A 17,170-nucleotide genomic window follows, 5' to 3' on the forward strand; every position below is an offset into this window, starting at 1 on the left:
CGCACAAAAAAGCCAAATACAAAGCTTTGAGCTCGGAAATCAAAAGAGTACATGACACAGGACAGCCTATTTTAATCGGCACTTGTAGTGTAGCAGAATCAGAATATTTGGCTGAAGAATTAAATAAGCTAGGCGTTAAATATAAAATTTTAAACGCAAAAAATGATGAACTTGAAGCACATATCATTGAACAAGCAGGTACTCTTTATGCAGTTACTGTTTCAACTAATATGGCTGGCAGGGGTGCTGATATAAAACTTGGGGGCCTAGATGGAGCTAATAAAGATAAGATAGTTTCCCTTGGAGGATTATATGTTATAGGTACTAATAGGTATGAGAGTAAACGCATTGATAAGCAGCTTAAAGGAAGAACTGGCCGTCAAGGTGATATTGGCATGTCAAAATTCTTTATAAGCCTTGAAGATGACCTCATTAAAAGATATGGTATCAATGAAATAGTGCCCGTGGAAATTAGACCTTCTATGCAAGAAGAACCGTTGATTAATACTAAGATAGCAAGTAAAATAGAACACGTTCAGAGGATTATCCAGGGCCAGGATTCTGATTTACGTAGAGAATTATGGCAGTATTCCTTTATCATAGAAAATCAGCGACTTGTTGTTCACCAAAGGAGAATGGAAATAGTATATGATATTTTACCTTTTAATATATTAAGCCTGGAAAATCCACAGCTATTTACAAAATTAATTAACTTCTTTAGTGAAGACATCGTAAAGGAACTTGAAAAACAAGTAGCACTATATAATATCGATGAAGTTTGGGCTGATTACCTCGCTCATGTAGAATATCTTAAAGAGGGAGTAAAGTTAAGTATACTAAGGCTTAAAGATCCGTTGCAAGCATTTCAAATAGAAACAGCTGGCATATTTCAGACGATGCAGCAAGAGATACAAACGAGAATTTTACAAGATTTTGAAACGTTAGATTTATCAACGCAGGGACTCATTAACTTAAAACAGCGGATAAACCCACCCTCTTCAACTTGGACTTATCTTGTTAATGACAATTCACTAATGGATCCACTTTCTTCATTATTTATTGGTAACGCAATTGCATCCATAGGAATGTTTCTTGCCTTACCAATTCGATTTGGAACTTTGATTTATAGAAAAATTCTTAAAAATAGAATTTAAAATAGTGTTAAACAATATAATAAGGCTTAAAGGAATCACTGGAAATAGGTATTTGTAACAAAACAGCGAAAGCAGAATAATATAAATGGTGAATATTATTTTGGAGGTACTTATGTACGACTACCGTTATAAAGACTGTGAAAATGTTGGACAAAAAATTCCTATGGCCAATATGCCTATGACGAAAATCCCAATGGCCAATATGCCAATGGCCAATATGCCAATGGCCAATATGCCTATGGCCAATATGCCTATGGAGAATATGCCTATGATGAACATGCCTATGATGAACATGCCCATGATGAGCATGCCCATGATGAATATGGCCATGATGAATATGGCCATGATGAGTATGCCTATGATGAATATGGCAATGCATGATGAAGCTGATGAAGATTTAAAAAGCATGTATCCTAAAATCTATAGAATGATATATCCCATGGTAAAAAAACATTGTGATATGATGGAATCCAAGTATGGCCCAATGTATTGCCCTAGTAAGGATGAAATGGAGCATATGTGTAAAGAAGTATCTGAAAAGTGTGAAAAACATTATAGGGATGACGATGATAATGATGATGAGGATATGAGAGACACACGCCGTCAAGGCAGAAGAGGTCCGATTCAAGATTTAACCAGAATACTGTTTATCAGAGATTTACTTGGACGAAGGAGAAGAAGACGGAGAAGAATGTTCCATCATGGATATTAAAATAAACGTCTGTTGACATAAAGAACACGAATATCTAATTTGTTAAAATGTTTTGTTATACTTTATGAATACATTTTATAAGTTTTTAACCCTACGCAAAGGAATACCTTTACGTAGGGTTATTCATTTTAACATCAAACTATCGTTTTTATTTAAATTATGAGATAGATAATGTGATAAAATAGAAGAAAGATAATACTTACTAGGTATACAAAGGAGATTTACACAATGAAAATACTATTTGTTGAGGATGATAGAATAATTGCATCAGGGCTTTGCTACTCACTGACTCAGGAGGGGTATTTTGTTACCCACTGCTTGAATGTGGAGTCAGCAAAAACTATGCTGCATAAAAATAGCTTTAACTTGGCAATACTTGATTTATCTCTTCCAGATGGAAGCGGCTACGATATTTGTAAAATAATTAAGGCAAAGGAAGATATACCAGTAATATTTCTAACGGCAATAGATGATGAAGTTAATGTAGTTATGGGGCTTGATATGGGGGCAGATGACTATATAACAAAGCCATTTCGTATAAGAGAGCTTCTATCTCGAATTAAATCTGTACTTCGCAGATATGATAAAACAGAAATTACAAAAACAATCATTGAGTTTAGCGGTATAAAGATAGACACTACACAGGCAAAAGTGTATAAAGAAGCGAATGAAGTTACATTAACATCTCTTGAATACCGACTACTTCTAATCTTTGCAAATAATCAGAGGCAAGTTATTGATCGCAATCAACTTTTAGAAGGTCTATGGGATTTTGCAGGGGATTTTGTGAATGACAATACTTTAACGGTATATATTAAACGTTTGCGTGAAAAAATTGAGGATGACAGCAAAAATCCAACAATTATAAAAACAGTTCGTGGAATTGGATATAAGGGAGGTGATTAATATTCTACGAAATAAAGAAATAAAGATATATATAACTCTTTTGGTTTCAATTTCACTAATAGGATCAGTTGCCTGTTTTTTCGTTAATATAATTGCAGGAATTATAGCACTTTTAGTTTTGCTTTTAATAATTGTTATATCTTTCATTTTTACCAGATGGAGATATAATCAATTAGACCAATTATCTGAGTATCTAAGGATAATTACAAGTGGAGATTATTCCCTTGATATTAGAGATAATGATGAAGGCGAGCTTAGTATACTTAAAAATGAAATATACAAAGTAACTGTGACTTTATATGAACAGGCTGAACTATTAAAGAAAGATAAACTTTTTCTTTCGGATTCAATTTCTGATATTTCCCATCAACTTAAAACTCCAATAACTTCAATGTTTGTTATGACAGACCTTATATGTGACAAAAGTCTACCCCAGGATAAACGCCAAGAATTCACCCAAAATATTCGGTCACAACTTGAAAGACTTAAGTGGCTTGTTGCGTCACTACTAAAGTTATCTAAGATTGATGCAGGTACAATTGAGTTAAAAAAAGAGAATGTAAATGTACGGGAGCTTATCAGTAGGGCTACGCATCATCTGCTAATTCCTATGGAACTTAAAGATCAAACCCTTGAAATTAGCGGTGATGAGCATACTGAGTTTATTGGCGATTTTAATTGGTCCTCAGAGGCTGCTTCAAATATAATAAAAAATTGTGTTGAGCATACACCTTGTGGTGGAAATATAGGTGTTGATTTTTGCGAAACTCCAATATATACAATGATGAAAATATTTGATAATGGTGAGGGGATCCATAAGGAGGATTTACCACATATATTCGATCGCTTTTATAAGGGCATCAATGCTCCCAACGACAGTATAGGTATTGGACTCGCCATGTCAAAAATCATTTTGCAGAAACAAGGTGGTACAATTGAAGTTACCAGTGAGAAAAACAAAGGTACAAAATTTATTATAAAGATTTATAAAAGTGTTGTGTGACAAAATCGTCACACAAATAGTCACTGTAAAGTCATATTAGACAGATATACTAAGGTTACAAACTAACAGAGGAGTGAGCAGCAATGGAGATATTAAGAGTAGAAAATCTGTCTAAAATATATGGTAGGGGTGAATCATCTGTAAAGGCTCTAGATAATGTGTCGTTTTCAGTCAATAAAGGGGAGTTTGTTGCAATTATTGGACCATCGGGGTCGGGCAAATCAACACTTTTACATATATTAGGTGGCGTTGATACGCCAACAAGTGGAAAGGTCTTTGTAGAGAATGCTGACATTTACGAAATGGATGAAACAAAGCTTGCCATATTTAGACGTAGGCAAATAGGTCTTATCTATCAATTTTATAATTTAATACCAGTTTTGAATGTGGAAGAAAATATTACCCTACCGCTATTACTGGATGGTCAAAAGATAAAAAATGGGCAACTAGATGAGATAATTAACACGCTGGGCCTTGTAGATAGATTAAATCATCTGCCTAATCAGCTTTCAGGTGGTCAACAGCAACGTGTATCAATAGGAAGGGCATTGATTAATAACCCAGCGCTCGTACTTGCAGATGAGCCTACAGGAAACCTTGATAGCAAAAACAGTGGAGAAATAATAGAACTTCTAAAGCTGTCAAATAAAAAATACCATCAGACCTTAATAATAATCACTCATGATGAACGCATTGCTTTGCAGGCAGACCGAATAATTTCAATTGAAGATGGCCATATCGCGAAGGATGAGGTGATTCGAAGATGAATATCATAAATTCTTTGACCCTTCGTCACATGAAATTAAATAAAAAGCGTACTATTGTTACAATTATTGGTGTTATATTATCAGTTTCTATGATAACAGCCATACCTACCTCCGTGATGTCTTTCCTTAGTATGATGAAGAAAAATACCATAGAGGATACAGGAAATTGGCATGTACGCTATAACAATTTACGTAGTGAAAACATTAATGAAGTGATGAATGATAAAAATACGGCAAATGCAGCTTTAAGCAGGAATATAGGATATTCAAAGCTTGAAGGTTCTAAAAATAAGAGTAAACCCTATCTTTTTATAGAAGAATATGATAAGCAGGGCATGGAAAGCTTTAATTTAGATTTAGTTAAGGGTCGTCTCCCTAAAAAATCAAATGAAATAGTTATATCTTCTCAGATTTCAGAAAATGGTGGCGTGGCATATAAGGTTGGCGACGTGCTTAAATTAGATGTCGGAAAGCGTTATGAAGATGGAAATAAGGTAGCCCTTGGACAGATTTATAGCTTCCAAAAGCAAGGCAAAGATAAAAAAGGTGAAAAACTTATTGAGGAATATAAAAAAGAATATACTATAACAGGAATTATAAGTAGACCCAACTTCGAACTCTACTGGTCACCTGGCTATACAGTGATATCCTATCTTGATAAAACGGAGCTTGCGCCTACTGACACTGTTGATATATCAGTAGTTTGGAAAAATGTGAGCAAAAAAGTAAATACACAAGCAAATAAGCTTTCAGAAAGAATAGGAATTCCTAGCGATAATAAAATCTACAATAGTAGCCTTTTAAGGTACTATGGAATTATTAATGATCATTTACTCTTAACTCTATATATTCTTGCAAGTATAATGATGGTTATTATAATTATAGGTTCCGTAGCGCTTATATATAATTCCTTCGCAATTTCAATTTCGGAACGTAGCCGTTATTTAGGGATGCTTGCAAGTGTAGGCGCAACAAAAAAGCAAAAGAGTAAATCTGTATTTTTTGAAGGTTTTGTTGTTGGGGTTATCGGTATTCCTATAGGTGTATTTTTGGGGACAGTAGCAATGGGTATAACTTTTAAGCTTGTGCAACCGCTAATAGAAGGCTTCGGAATAGTTGTTAAACTAAAGCTTGTAATATCTCCAGGTGCAATACTAGTGGCTATATTACTTTCTATTATTACTATTTTAATATCAGCTTACATTCCCGCAAAGAGTGCATCTAAGATATCGCCTATTGATGCGCTGTGTCAATCACGAGACATCAAGCTCACCAGTAGAGTTGTGAAAACATCTAAACAGACAAGATTTATATTTGGATTTGAAGCAGAGCTTGGGCTTAAAAACTTAAAGCGCAATAGTCGCAGATATAAAACTACCATATTTTCCTTAGTTATTAGTATTGTCCTATTTTTATCAGTTTCATCCCTATCCTTGCTGTTTCAAAAATCAGCAGAAAGTAAAGTTAATAATATGCCTTATGATGTTAATGTTTTTGTAACATCCTCTGCTACATTACAAGAGAAAAAGTATTTTTATAATGCCATAACAAAAATGAAATATGTGGATGAAAGTATTATTGAAGAAACTATGACTAATGCTGTAGTAGATGTTAAAAGCAGTTTAATTCCTGATGAAATTAAAGCAAGGATTTCACCAAATAATAAAGATGAAAAGGCTAAAAATTATAAAACACATTTTACGATAAAATCTATTGATGAGGCCGCACTTAAAAGATACGCTAAAGAAACGGGAACTGATCTTACTAGTTTAAAAGATATTGTAAATCCATCTGGCATACTCATTAACACTGTGTCTATCAAAGCGGATAATAAATACCTACGTATGAACCGATTTAATATTAAGCCAGGAGAAAAATTGAAATTTACGTATACTGTAGGTAATAAGCCTAATGAATATAGTGTTTTATTAGAAATAGCAGCCCTTGCAGATAAGACGCCTATTGGTGAAACCAAGTTAACTAATATAGAAGAACCTATGATCATAGTATCAAAGGATGTGTATGCTAGTATACAAGGGAAGCTGCCAAAAATATCTGAGATTAGCCAGGTTGATATGCTTATTAAAAGTTCTAATCCTACAAAGCTTGTGGAAAGTATTAAGGAATATGAAAATAAGACCTCAATTGCAAGTGTAACTATTACTGATTTTACAATGCAAAATAAACAAGCCAGGCAACAAATGACCTTTATCTATGTATTTTTCTATAGCTTTATAGCAATTATTACCTCTATTTGCGTAGCTAATATTTTAAATACCATATCAACTAGCATATCCCTACGTAGACGGGAATTTGCAATGCTTAAATCCGTTGGAATGACACCAAAGAGTTTCAATAAAATGATTAATTACGAAAGCTGGTTTTATGGAATTAAGAGCTTGATCTATGGGCTTCCTATTAGTTTTGGAATGATGTATTTGATTTACAGGGTTTTGAGGGACTCATTCGATATTCAATTTGCTGTTCCATGGGGTAGTGTTATTGTGACTATAATTGCTGTATTTGCAATTGTCCGTTCAACGATGATATATGCAACTTCAAAGATTAAAAAAGAGAATATTATTGATGCACTAAAAATAGAAAATATATAATGTAACATTAATGTTTTTCTAAAAAGCTAGTTTGGAGGTTAGCATCTCCTGGCTAGCTTTTTAATATTGCAGCACCGCAGGTGATAATTTAACTCACATGGAAATTTCTCTTATAGTGTAACTTTTTATGAACTTATACGTGTAAGAAGTATAATAAAATAGTTAGGCTATGGTTTTTTCGCAAAGAGGTGATGATTTGATTGATGATAATATAATAATGGATCTAGTCAAAAGTGGTAATAAAAAAGCTTTTGAGGAGATTGTTATTAGGCACAGATTAAAGGCTTTAAGGTTTGCACAGAAATATGTAAAAGATGAAGAATTTCTAAGCGTAATGTGGCAGAAGGTTGAAATAGTTGAAAATGAACAATTGGAAATAGAAAGAATTTTAATAAGAGATAAGGAAATTAAGAAAAGACAGTGTTTTATCTATTTCGCTTTAATTCTAATGTTTATAGGAATTTCAGTTCTCTCTTTATTTGTTTATATTGATATATCTATAATCGCCATTTTATCATTTATTGCTCTTTTATCGTCAATGAATTATGAATCTAAATCAATGAATTTTACACAAGTAATTAATTAGGAGGTAGGAATCATGCAAATTAATATAAATAATTTATCAAAAAAATTTAGTGGTATGAGTGCCTTAAAGGATGTTAATTTAACAATAGATCAGGGGATGTTTGGACTGCTTGGAAGAAATGGCGCAGGCAAAACTACTTTGATGAGAATACTAGCAACTCTGCTTAATAAAAGTAGTGGCGAAATCAGCATTTGTGGAATAGATATTTTAAAAACTAAAGAATTAAGAAAACTTATTGGATATCTTCCTCAGGACTTCTCAGTTTATCCAAATCTATCCGTTTATGAAGCTATGGATTATTTAGGAGTTTTATCAGAAGTTCCCTCAAGTGAGAGGAAAAGAGTAATTCCAGAACTTTTAGAAAAGGTTAACTTGTTAGATTGTAAAAAAGTAAAGGTTAGGGCTCTATCTGGCGGAATGAAAAGAAGACTTGGAATAGCTCAAGCGATTTTGCATAATCCAAAAGTCTTAATAGTTGATGAGCCAACTGCCGGGTTAGATCCAAAGGAGAGAATTCGATTTAGAAACCTTCTTTGTGAACTAGCAAAGGATAAGATAGTTATTCTTTCAACACATATAATCGGAGATATTGAAGCTACCTGCAAAAACATTGGAATATTAGACAATGGGAGCCTTATATTTAAAGGAACTGTTCAGGAATTAAAAAGCAAAGCAGAAGGAAAAGTTTTTTCTATGAACGTTAACCCCGATGAATTAGAAAGAATAAAACAAAAATATATTATAACAGGTATGATTATGTTAGGGGACACTATCTCCATTAGGGTTATCTCAGATGTTCCTCCAAGCGATAATTCCCAAATCTGTAAACCCAATATTGAAGATTCGTACATGCTTATGATTGGAGGGATAGATAATGTTTAATCTATTTTCAAAGGAATGTAAGCAATTAGGTAAGAGCTTAATTTATATAGTTTTTATTTGTATCGCCATAGTATTTTATAGTACCCAATACTTTTCAGAAATAAAAGGAAATGATCCACAGTATCTAGGAAGTGCATTGATAAAGCCTTCTTATGTTCAAGACGTTGAAAAGTACAATAAAGAGAATGATGGGTATCCTTATGGATCTACCCACGAAGAAATACCAGAACAAGTTATGTCTAACTCAACATTAATGATGTATGGGGAGCATATGCAAGGAACATACATGGCTTATCCACATGGCTTGGTCAAAAATGTTAAATTAAATAAGGAAGACACGAAAAAGATAGAAGAGATTTTATATAAAACAACAGGAAAATCTCTAAGTGAGTTAGACAAATTGCATAAAACTGAAAAATGGAGTGAAATACATTTCAGTAGCAGCTCAAAAGACTATGCTAGTTTTAAAGTATTAATGGAGGAAGCTAATAATATAATAGGAGAGCAATCCAATTATTCAAAAGAAAATTTAAGAAGGTTTGGCTTTAAACCAATAACATATGAGGAAGCAATGAAAACTTATAAAAATCTAATAGAAAAGGATAAGATTACAAATGGGTTTGCAAGGATATTTTGCGATTATATGGGAATCGTAATGGGTTTATTCCCAGTGTTTGTTATAATATATTTTTTTATGAAAGATATAAAAAGCAATATGAAACAAGTCATTTATAGTAGAAGAGTAAGCTCTACTAAGTTAATCCTGTCGAGATATAGTGCCTTAGTTATAATGATGATGATTCCAATTTTTTTACTTGCAATCGTCTCAACGTTTCAGGCCGCAAGTTTTAGTAGAAAACTTAATTTAACGGTAGATTATTTTGCGTTTTTTAAATATTCAATAGGGTGGCTTATGCCAACGCTTATGGCAGTAACTGCGGTAGGGATGTTTTTAACCCTTCTTACAGAGACAGCAATAGCTATTCCAGTTCAGATGATTTGGTGGTACTCCTCTATATCTAAAGACGTATTAATTGGAAGTTATGATTTAAGTCAATTAATGATAAGATTCAATACAATAAAGGAGAGAGATGAATTTGTTTCTATTATAAATAATATATTTTTAAATAGAATGTTCTTTATTTCATTATCGGCAATTTTTGTGGTTGCATCTATTTATATATTAAATCTAAAGAGAATAGGAAGGATTGATTTTTATGATAAGTATTCGAAATGTTTTACAAATTTCAAAGGTAAATTTAAGAATAGCTTTTCGAAATAATATATTATTCTCAATTGTATTATTAATTGTAGCTCCCATAATCTTTAGCATTACCAACTTGGATTTTCCAATGGCTGCAAGAATATGTGAGCAATTTATTGTAATGATTGGAGTAGTAATTCTAGTGCCAATCTTTACACCGGAGGAAGATGGAAATATAAAAGAGACAATAAACGCAAAGGCTATTTCTCCTATATTGGTTTATATAATAAGAATACTAATATCAGTAATTTTACTAGTATCACTAATAGCATTATTTGTTAATATATTGATTTATCTTGGTGGAACCTTTACTTCAGGAAGGTTAATAATGGGAACATTTGTATCTGCATTATTTCTAGGTGGATTAGGGTTATTTGTTGCTTCCCTTACTGAAAATGTAAGCATAGGGTATATGATACCAATAGTTTATTTTGTCTTTGATATCATGACAAAGGGTAAATACACAAAGAACTTTTGTATATTTTCTTTAATAAATAATAGCTTTAAAGAAAAATATTATCTGCTTGTAGCAGCAATAGTTCTAATAATTTCATCATTATTTGTTTATTGGGTTAAGAATAGCAGGGGTGTCGCCAACATTTGAATTTGTTTCTATTATTTGTTTATTGGACATTAGGAGCAGGATGCATTAACTCCTCAAAAACCTCCAGAAAATAAAGTTATTAGAATCTTATCTAAAGTAGGATTTGGAGGGAATATAGTTTTATTTATATGCTCTATATTAATTATTATTGGATTTGGTATTATACCTTAATAATTAAGTGACATAAAAAAGGTGTTCATAATAAATTGATACAAATTTATTATGAACACCTTTTAATTTTTGATATAAATAAAAATAATATATATTTGAAACTTTATTCATTAATTATGTGTATATAATAGAGAGAATTATTTTAACGTTTAAGGACATTTCAGAAGGAAAGTCTCCCACTTCTATAAGTGGAGTATAAATCTCCTTCTGAAGTCGTTAATGCATCTCCTGCGGAGATGTTGCAGCTCCGCAGGAGATGATTTAAGGTAGAAGCCGGAGGGGATGTTGTGGAGATTGAAAAAAAATTAATATCGAGATGCAAAAACTATGACAAATCCTCCTTTATGGAACTTTTTAAGATTTACGAGCGGTATTTGTATAGCATTTGCTATAGTTACACTCAAAATGAACAGGATTCTCTTGATATTGTACAAGAAATTTATATAAAGATTTTTAAAAATATATCAAGTTTTGATGAGACAATGCCTTTTCGCCCCTGGTTACGAAGGATTTCAGTAAATACTTGTATTAACTTTAAAAGAAATATTAAAACCAACGTCATTTCATTAAATTATGAATATGCTAATAAACTTTGTTTAGAAGATACTATTGTTTCTGACTACAATTTAGAAGAGGAAGTTGAGAAAAAGGAGTTTAAAAAGATTATTGAGGCTGGACTTAAGAACTTATCTGATAATTATAGAATGGTAATTGCATTAAGATATTTTGATGATCTGAGTTACTTGGAAATTTCAGAATTGTTAAATAAACCACTTGGAACAATTAAAACGGACTTGTATAGGGCTAAAGCGATATTAAAGAAACAACTAGAAAGTGAGATGGAGGCGTAATTATGTGCTGTAAATTTGATAAGGAACTGTTATATGCTTTTGATGATAAGACAATTGAACCATTGGAGAAAATATTCATTGAAGAGCACATAAAATACTGTACTGACTGTCAAAAAGACCTAAAGCTAATAACTATTATTAATGAAAATATTAAAGATGAGCTAAGTCATATTGAATTTCCTGATAAACTAAGCATAATTTCACAACTTGTTGCAGAAAACTGCATATCGGAAATGGACAATATTAGCATTAGGATGAAGGTTCACAATATTATTGTGACATACAAGGGCATACATAACGTTATAACAGAATCAAGCGAAGCATATAAAAATAATCCATATAATAATTTCATAAGTAATAGAATTGATGCTACTTTTAACTATATTAAAACGCCTGTAAAACATATGATTAAAAACAAGATAAATGAAATGAGTATAGTAAAAAAATTAAAATTAAAAGTAGGTTAGACTGCTAAAGGAAAAGGAGGTGCAAGCTTGTTTGTTTTATTTTCAATAATAAAAATACTACTTTATTTATTAATCACTATATTGGGCTTGATTTTATTGTTTATAATAATACCATTTGAATATGAATTCAATACAAAAATTGATGAAAAAATTAGGACAGATGTAAATCTATCATTTTTTAAAAATTTTTTAAAGATGATGGTGGCATATGAGGATAAAGAAACATTATTTTTAATAAAGGTGATGGGATTATGCATTATTAGAAAAAAAATTAAAATGTCTAATAGAAAAAAAGAAAATGAAAAGGTAAAACTAAAAAAGAAAAAGAAGAAAAATGTTGATTTTAATATAAAGGATTATATCCAAGGGGCATTCATAAATGATTTAATTAATTACTTTAAAGATATAATAAATATTACTAAACCAAAAAAAATCAAACTCAATGGCGTTTATGGATTTGAAGATCCTTCATTAACGGGTATAGCTTGTGGAATTGTCCCTTTAGTATCAAGTTTTATTCCTACAAGCGATATTAATTTGCAACCAGTGTTTGATGATGAAATAATTGATATTTATTGTGAAATTCATGGCAGAATTTCTTTATTGGTAGCTACAATAAAAACACTTAAATTCATTCTTAAGAAAAATAATAGAGGAAAAATATTTAAAAACTTTAGAAAATCTGAAACTTATTAATAATTTATGTGTATTGTTAAGTATAAAGTTAATAATGATTGCGCAATCAATAAATACTTAAATTTAAAATATTAGGGGGATTAAGTTATGATAAATATTACAGAAAATACCGAAGCATTATTCTCAAACCTTGAAAAATTTTTAAAAACAGAAACAGTAGTGGGGGAGGCAATAATTATAGGGGAAACAACACTCATACCACTTATTACAGTTTCATTCGGATGTGGAACTGGCGGTGGCACAGGCAACTCTACTAAGGATGGTGAGGGTTCTGGAGGCGGACTTGGAGCAGGAGCTAGAATAACCCCAACTGCTATTTTAGTTATAAAAAATGGAGAAGTAACAATGCTTCCTATAAAGGGTAAATGTAATCTTGAAAGTCTTATTGAAATGGTACCAGAAATAGTATCTAAAGTAAGCTCAAAAATGGGATGTAGTAAGAACAAAAAAGAAGGGTCTGAAGAAGATACTAAAACGGAAAAAGAGTAATTAAACATTATTAAATACATTACAAAAAAGCATCTATAATATATTTATAGATGCTTTTTTGTATTGATAAAAAATATGAAATCAATTTATACATAATTTTACTAAATATTTGAAACTTATATTAATATTATGTATAATTGAATAATTACGCAATGGTAATTTAATGGGGAGGGATCTAGCCGTTTATGAGAAAATTTAACAAAATATATTTAGGTATTATTTTAGGTGTGAGCTAATTGGTCCTAATGCTGGTTGACAGTACATAAAAATGTTTATTGAAAATAATGACACCTATGCTGTTGTTTTGTAATCAGTAAACAAAGTTATTGGTAGTTAACATAATGAATAGAAAAAAGGAGTTTAGAATTATGCTGAATTTACGCTACAAAGGATATGCAATGGCTATAGTCGGTGCGATTTTGTGGGGGATTTCTGGTACTGTTGCACAGAAACTTTTTCAAAACGAAGGATTTCAACCTGGCTGGCTAGTAACAGTAAGAATGATAACATCAGGTGTACTATTGCTCTTATTCGCAAGTATTAAAACTAATGGACAACATAAGGTTTGGTCTGTATGGAAAGACTCTTCTAAACGATTACATTTGATTATATTCGGGATAATTGGGATGCTCGGAGTACAATATACTTATTTTATGTCCATCAAATCAGGTAACGCTGCGACAGCCACTTTGTTGCAATATTTAGCTCCGATATTTATAGTAGCATATTTGGCAATACGATTAAAAAAAGTCCCAAGCCCAAAAGAATTTATTTCAGTTGGTTTAGCTATTTTGGGAACATTTCTTCTTGTGACTAACGGCACGGTTGATAGGCTTACTATTTCGTTACCTGCCATCGCTTGGGGAGTTGGGTCAGCAATTGCCCTTGCCTTTTATACATTATATCCACATAGTTTGCTTAAGGAGTGGGGGGCTGTGATTGTTGTAGGTTGGGGTATGCTTATAGGCGGAGTTGGGCTGAGTTTCATAAACCCGCCATGGAATATACAAGGTCAAAATTGGTCTTTGCTTTCTAGTTTATTTGTTGGATTTGTGGTTTTATTCGGTACACTAATTGCCTTTTATTTGTACATAGCTAGTTTACAATATATTGCACCTACTGAAGCTAGCTTATTGGCAAGTGCAGAACCTTTATCCGCTACACTTGCTTCTATATTTTGGTTACATGTTCCTTTTGGATTGTTTGAAGTAATCGGAGGAATGTGTATTATATCTACAGTAGCAATTTTAACTTTAGGGTCTAACACTAATAAAAAACCCTTATAAGAAAAAGAAAAAACCAATTATAAAAGGTTATGTTTTAAAAAACAAAAATATTGTATAATGTTGTATAGAATGATCGTTAAGAAATTTTTAGTGGCAACTTTTTATTGTGAGAGGGGTATAAAAATGATAAGAGAAGCAGTAGAAAATGATTTGATTGATATTTTAGAAATTTGTAATGATGCAATATTAAATACAACAGCTGTCTATGATTATAAAGTTCACACAATTGATGACAGAAAACAATGGTATGAAAAAAAGAAGAAAGAGGGGTATCCAATATTAGTAGTTGAAGAAAATAATAAGGTTATCGGATTTGCTACATTTGGGCCATTCAGAGCATGGCCTGCATATAAATATACTATTGAACACTCTATTTATGTTAATGGTAACTGTAGAAACAAAGGCATAGGAACACTACTAGCTAAAGAACTAATAAGATTTTCCAATGAAAGAGGATTTGCAACCATGGTGGCGGCAATTGATGAATCAAATGAAAAAAGTATCAAATTGCACGAAAAATTGGGGTTCGAGTATTCAGGTAAGATAAATAAAGCTGGATTTAAATTTGGGAAGTGGCTCAATCTTGTTTTTTATCAATTAGAGCTTAAAGGCCCTGAAAACCCAATAGATGGTTAGTGTGTAAGTTATAATAATTATAAAATACATAGAGAGTAGGAAATAGAATGGCTGCAATGATATGATAGCAATTTATTGTAATAATTGGAGTAGTAATTCTAGTGCCTAACTAATCAAAAATTCATTTAGACAAAGCATCTATATTAATTTATACATGCTTTTTTTTGTTAATAAAAAAATTTCAAGTAAAACTTGATTAGTTTAATCACATATATCTCGCAAAATATAATATTCTCTTTATTGAAGAAACTCAAAATGGGAACAAGAGAATACTAACAATGGAACAAATTTAATCAAACAAATAAATAAGGCATCAAAAATAATTATTAACAAAATTATTTTCCAACTACAACTTAAAATATCCTTTGTTGAGACATACTTGTATGTTATTTAAATCAGCAAGTAGAAAAAAGCAATTAATGTTACTATACGGGTTAGCGTCAACATCATAATGAAGTATTTTATGATGTTAAATTTTTATTAATGATACCACATTTGGGGAATTTGATTTGCTATCATTCGATATATGGAATATAATGAAACAAGTATTTTAACGATACTTCATTATATTTCTAGGGGGACTACAAAGAGAAAATTTCAGTGTAGTGAGCAATCAAAAGGGAGGCGTTGGCAAGACCATGTCTACATTAAGATGCGTAGCTACTATTACTTAGGCTCTTGTATAAATCTTCTCAATTCAATTTTTAAGTTTGTCACAAGTATCCATCTACTTTATAATTTACTGAAAGTGAATTATATAATTATGTAGCTGGAAAAACAGTAAAAAATAAGGGAGCGAAAATTAATTTTATGAATATTATTAAAACTGCAATTATAACTATAATAATATCATTTATATCTGGATTACTATTAGATTATTATAGAAATTTAGGACCTAGAATATTATGTAATGTACGAAATGGTAAACCTATAAAAACGGATGGAAAAGAACATTGCACATACATTATTACTGTTAAGAACCCATCAAATAAAACAATTCATGAGTTAACTATAAATATACAGGGTTCACAGACTAACTTAAAGAGTGCGGGTGCCACAATAACAAAAGGTTTAAAATTTGATTCTTCAATAAAGGATAACATTTTAGAGGTTTATATCCCTTTTATAAGTAAGGGTGATGAGTTTTCAGTTACAGTATATGTAGAAAAACAATCTAATTACAATAATAAGCCTATTATTGTAATCAGATCACCTGAAAATTTTAAGGAGATAGACTCTGTAGAACAAAAGGGAATACTATCATTTTTGTTTAATATACCTAAAAATGTAAAACAGGTAATCCTTAAGGCAGTGAGAAAGAACGAAGCAATAGTTCCTAATGAAAAAGAAGATTTTACAGCGGTTATGAATAAGGTAACAGGCGCTGAACAAACAATAAATAAAGAAAATAGGGAAGCGCTCTCTAGAAATAAGAAAACTAGTAAGAATAAAAAGGCAATTATAATTATCGCAACAATTATTTTAGTTATAATTGTTGGGGGTTTAGGAAGATTTTATTTTAAAGGGACATCTCCTAATGTAAAAACTCCCGTTCCCAAACTATCCACAGATGAAAAAAAATCAACTGGAACTCCAGATAAAAAAGGATCAACTGGAACTCCAGATGAAAAAGAATCACCTGTAACTCCAGATAAAAAAGAATCACCTGGAACTCCAGATGAAAAAGAGTCAACTGGAACTCCAGATAAAAAAGAACCAACTGTAACTCCAGATGAAAAAGAACCAACTGTAACTCCAGATGAAAAAGAACCCACTGTAACTCCAGACGAAAAAGAACCAACTGTAACTCCAGATGAAAAAGAACCAACTGTAACTCCAGACGAAAAACAATCAACTGTAACTCCAAGTAACTAGTTAGCTAGGATGTGATAATGGAAAAAATCGATATATCAGAAATTAAAATAAAAGTATTGGAACGTAGGCCAGTATAACTTAGCAATTGTGAACTGAGCCCAATTAAGAGGGCCTAGAAACCCAATAGATGATTTAATATAATCAAAAATACTCCATAATAATTTACGGAGTATTTTTCTATTAATATTACACTATTTAAGATAATATTA

General features: G+C 31.4%; 17 protein-coding genes. All 17 read left to right on the forward strand.

What is annotated here, in order from left to right:
- Positions 1 to 26: 26 nt before the first annotated feature.
- Positions 27 to 1,154 (forward strand): preprotein translocase subunit SecA, encoded by a 1,128-nt coding sequence (locus tag ACWJJ2_RS03860; RefSeq protein ID WP_462953854.1) that lies wholly within the window; start codon positions 27 to 29, stop codon positions 1,152 to 1,154.
- A 112-nt stretch (positions 1,155 to 1,266) separates the two neighbouring features.
- Positions 1,267 to 1,866, forward strand: coding sequence for a hypothetical protein (locus ACWJJ2_RS03865; RefSeq protein ID WP_462953856.1), 600 nt, complete (start codon positions 1,267 to 1,269; stop codon positions 1,864 to 1,866).
- Positions 1,867 to 2,094: 228 nt separating this feature from the next.
- Entirely contained in the window at positions 2,095 to 2,772 is a 678-nt protein-coding gene (locus ACWJJ2_RS03870) for a response regulator transcription factor (RefSeq protein ID WP_216304066.1), read from the forward strand.
- Complete coding sequence (locus ACWJJ2_RS03875) at positions 2,744 to 3,775, forward strand: sensor histidine kinase (RefSeq protein ID WP_268064138.1); 1,032 nt, start codon at positions 2,744 to 2,746, stop codon at positions 3,773 to 3,775. The genes ACWJJ2_RS03870 and ACWJJ2_RS03875 overlap by 29 nt, the downstream gene beginning before the upstream one ends.
- 83 nt (positions 3,776 to 3,858) lie before the next feature.
- Positions 3,859 to 4,542: an ABC transporter ATP-binding protein gene (locus ACWJJ2_RS03880; protein ID WP_462953857.1), complete on the forward strand. Its 684-nt coding sequence runs from the start codon at positions 3,859 to 3,861 to the stop codon at positions 4,540 to 4,542.
- Entirely contained in the window at positions 4,539 to 7,154 is a 2,616-nt protein-coding gene (locus tag ACWJJ2_RS03885) for an ABC transporter permease (RefSeq protein ID WP_462953858.1), read from the forward strand. Before ACWJJ2_RS03880 ends, ACWJJ2_RS03885 begins: the two co-directional genes overlap by 4 nt.
- Before the next feature lie 196 nt (positions 7,155 to 7,350).
- Positions 7,351 to 7,740 (forward strand): RNA polymerase sigma factor, encoded by a 390-nt coding sequence (locus ACWJJ2_RS03890; protein WP_462953859.1) that lies wholly within the window; start codon positions 7,351 to 7,353, stop codon positions 7,738 to 7,740.
- A gap of 12 nt (positions 7,741 to 7,752) precedes the next feature.
- Positions 7,753 to 8,622 carry an ABC transporter ATP-binding protein gene (locus ACWJJ2_RS03895; protein WP_462953860.1) on the forward strand — a complete coding sequence of 290 codons (870 nt, stop codon included), beginning with the start codon at positions 7,753 to 7,755 and terminating at the stop codon, positions 8,620 to 8,622.
- On the forward strand, positions 8,615 to 9,904 hold the full coding sequence (locus ACWJJ2_RS03900) for an ABC transporter permease (RefSeq protein WP_462953861.1): 1,290 nt from the start codon (positions 8,615 to 8,617) through the stop codon (positions 9,902 to 9,904). The genes ACWJJ2_RS03895 and ACWJJ2_RS03900 overlap by 8 nt, the downstream gene beginning before the upstream one ends.
- Before the next feature lie 70 nt (positions 9,905 to 9,974).
- On the forward strand, positions 9,975 to 10,490 hold the full coding sequence (locus tag ACWJJ2_RS03905) for an ABC transporter permease (RefSeq protein WP_462953862.1): 516 nt from the start codon (positions 9,975 to 9,977) through the stop codon (positions 10,488 to 10,490).
- 458 nt (positions 10,491 to 10,948) lie between these two features.
- Positions 10,949 to 11,512 carry an RNA polymerase sigma factor gene (locus ACWJJ2_RS03910; RefSeq protein ID WP_165412985.1) on the forward strand — a complete coding sequence of 188 codons (564 nt, stop codon included), beginning with the start codon at positions 10,949 to 10,951 and terminating at the stop codon, positions 11,510 to 11,512.
- 2 nt (positions 11,513 to 11,514) lie between these two features.
- Positions 11,515 to 11,979 carry a zf-HC2 domain-containing protein gene (locus ACWJJ2_RS03915; protein ID WP_216304059.1) on the forward strand — a complete coding sequence of 155 codons (465 nt, stop codon included), beginning with the start codon at positions 11,515 to 11,517 and terminating at the stop codon, positions 11,977 to 11,979.
- A gap of 27 nt (positions 11,980 to 12,006) precedes the next feature.
- Positions 12,007 to 12,675, forward strand: coding sequence for a DUF2953 domain-containing protein (locus ACWJJ2_RS03920; protein WP_216304058.1), 669 nt, complete (start codon positions 12,007 to 12,009; stop codon positions 12,673 to 12,675).
- Between the two features lie 87 nt (positions 12,676 to 12,762).
- Complete coding sequence (locus tag ACWJJ2_RS03925; protein WP_220287171.1) at positions 12,763 to 13,164, forward strand: GerW family sporulation protein; 402 nt, start codon at positions 12,763 to 12,765, stop codon at positions 13,162 to 13,164.
- A 368-nt stretch (positions 13,165 to 13,532) separates the two neighbouring features.
- Positions 13,533 to 14,450 (forward strand): EamA family transporter, encoded by a 918-nt coding sequence (locus ACWJJ2_RS03930; protein ID WP_253198262.1) that lies wholly within the window; start codon positions 13,533 to 13,535, stop codon positions 14,448 to 14,450.
- 123 nt (positions 14,451 to 14,573) lie between these two features.
- Positions 14,574 to 15,086, forward strand: coding sequence for a GNAT family N-acetyltransferase (locus tag ACWJJ2_RS03935; protein ID WP_216304055.1), 513 nt, complete (start codon positions 14,574 to 14,576; stop codon positions 15,084 to 15,086).
- 810 nt (positions 15,087 to 15,896) lie between these two features.
- Positions 15,897 to 16,961: a hypothetical protein gene (locus ACWJJ2_RS03940; RefSeq protein ID WP_462953863.1), complete on the forward strand. Its 1,065-nt coding sequence runs from the start codon at positions 15,897 to 15,899 to the stop codon at positions 16,959 to 16,961.
- Positions 16,962 to 17,170 lie beyond the last annotated feature (209 nt).

This window comes from Clostridium sp. CM039, assembly GCF_055081075.1.

Bases quoted from the DNA above. Each gene is read 5' to 3' on its own strand.
- ACWJJ2_RS03865 (WP_462953856.1), top strand. From the start codon at position 1,267: ATGTACGACTACCGTTATAAAGACTGTGAAAATGTTGGACAAAAAATT.
- ACWJJ2_RS03870 (WP_216304066.1), top strand. From the start codon at position 2,095: ATGAAAATACTATTTGTTGAGGATGATAGAATAATTGCATCAGGGCTT.
- ACWJJ2_RS03880 (WP_462953857.1), top strand. From the start codon at position 3,859: ATGGAGATATTAAGAGTAGAAAATCTGTCTAAAATATATGGTAGGGGT.
- ACWJJ2_RS03885 (WP_462953858.1), top strand. From the start codon at position 4,539: ATGAATATCATAAATTCTTTGACCCTTCGTCACATGAAATTAAATAAA.
- ACWJJ2_RS03895 (WP_462953860.1), top strand. From the start codon at position 7,753: ATGCAAATTAATATAAATAATTTATCAAAAAAATTTAGTGGTATGAGT.
- ACWJJ2_RS03900 (WP_462953861.1), top strand. From the start codon at position 8,615: ATGTTTAATCTATTTTCAAAGGAATGTAAGCAATTAGGTAAGAGCTTA.
- ACWJJ2_RS03905 (WP_462953862.1), top strand. From the start codon at position 9,975: ATGGCTGCAAGAATATGTGAGCAATTTATTGTAATGATTGGAGTAGTA.
- ACWJJ2_RS03915 (WP_216304059.1), top strand. From the start codon at position 11,515: ATGTGCTGTAAATTTGATAAGGAACTGTTATATGCTTTTGATGATAAG.
- ACWJJ2_RS03925 (WP_220287171.1), top strand. From the start codon at position 12,763: ATGATAAATATTACAGAAAATACCGAAGCATTATTCTCAAACCTTGAA.
- ACWJJ2_RS03930 (WP_253198262.1), top strand. From the start codon at position 13,533: ATGCTGAATTTACGCTACAAAGGATATGCAATGGCTATAGTCGGTGCG.
- ACWJJ2_RS03935 (WP_216304055.1), top strand. From the start codon at position 14,574: ATGATAAGAGAAGCAGTAGAAAATGATTTGATTGATATTTTAGAAATT.
- ACWJJ2_RS03940 (WP_462953863.1), top strand. From the start codon at position 15,897: ATGAATATTATTAAAACTGCAATTATAACTATAATAATATCATTTATA.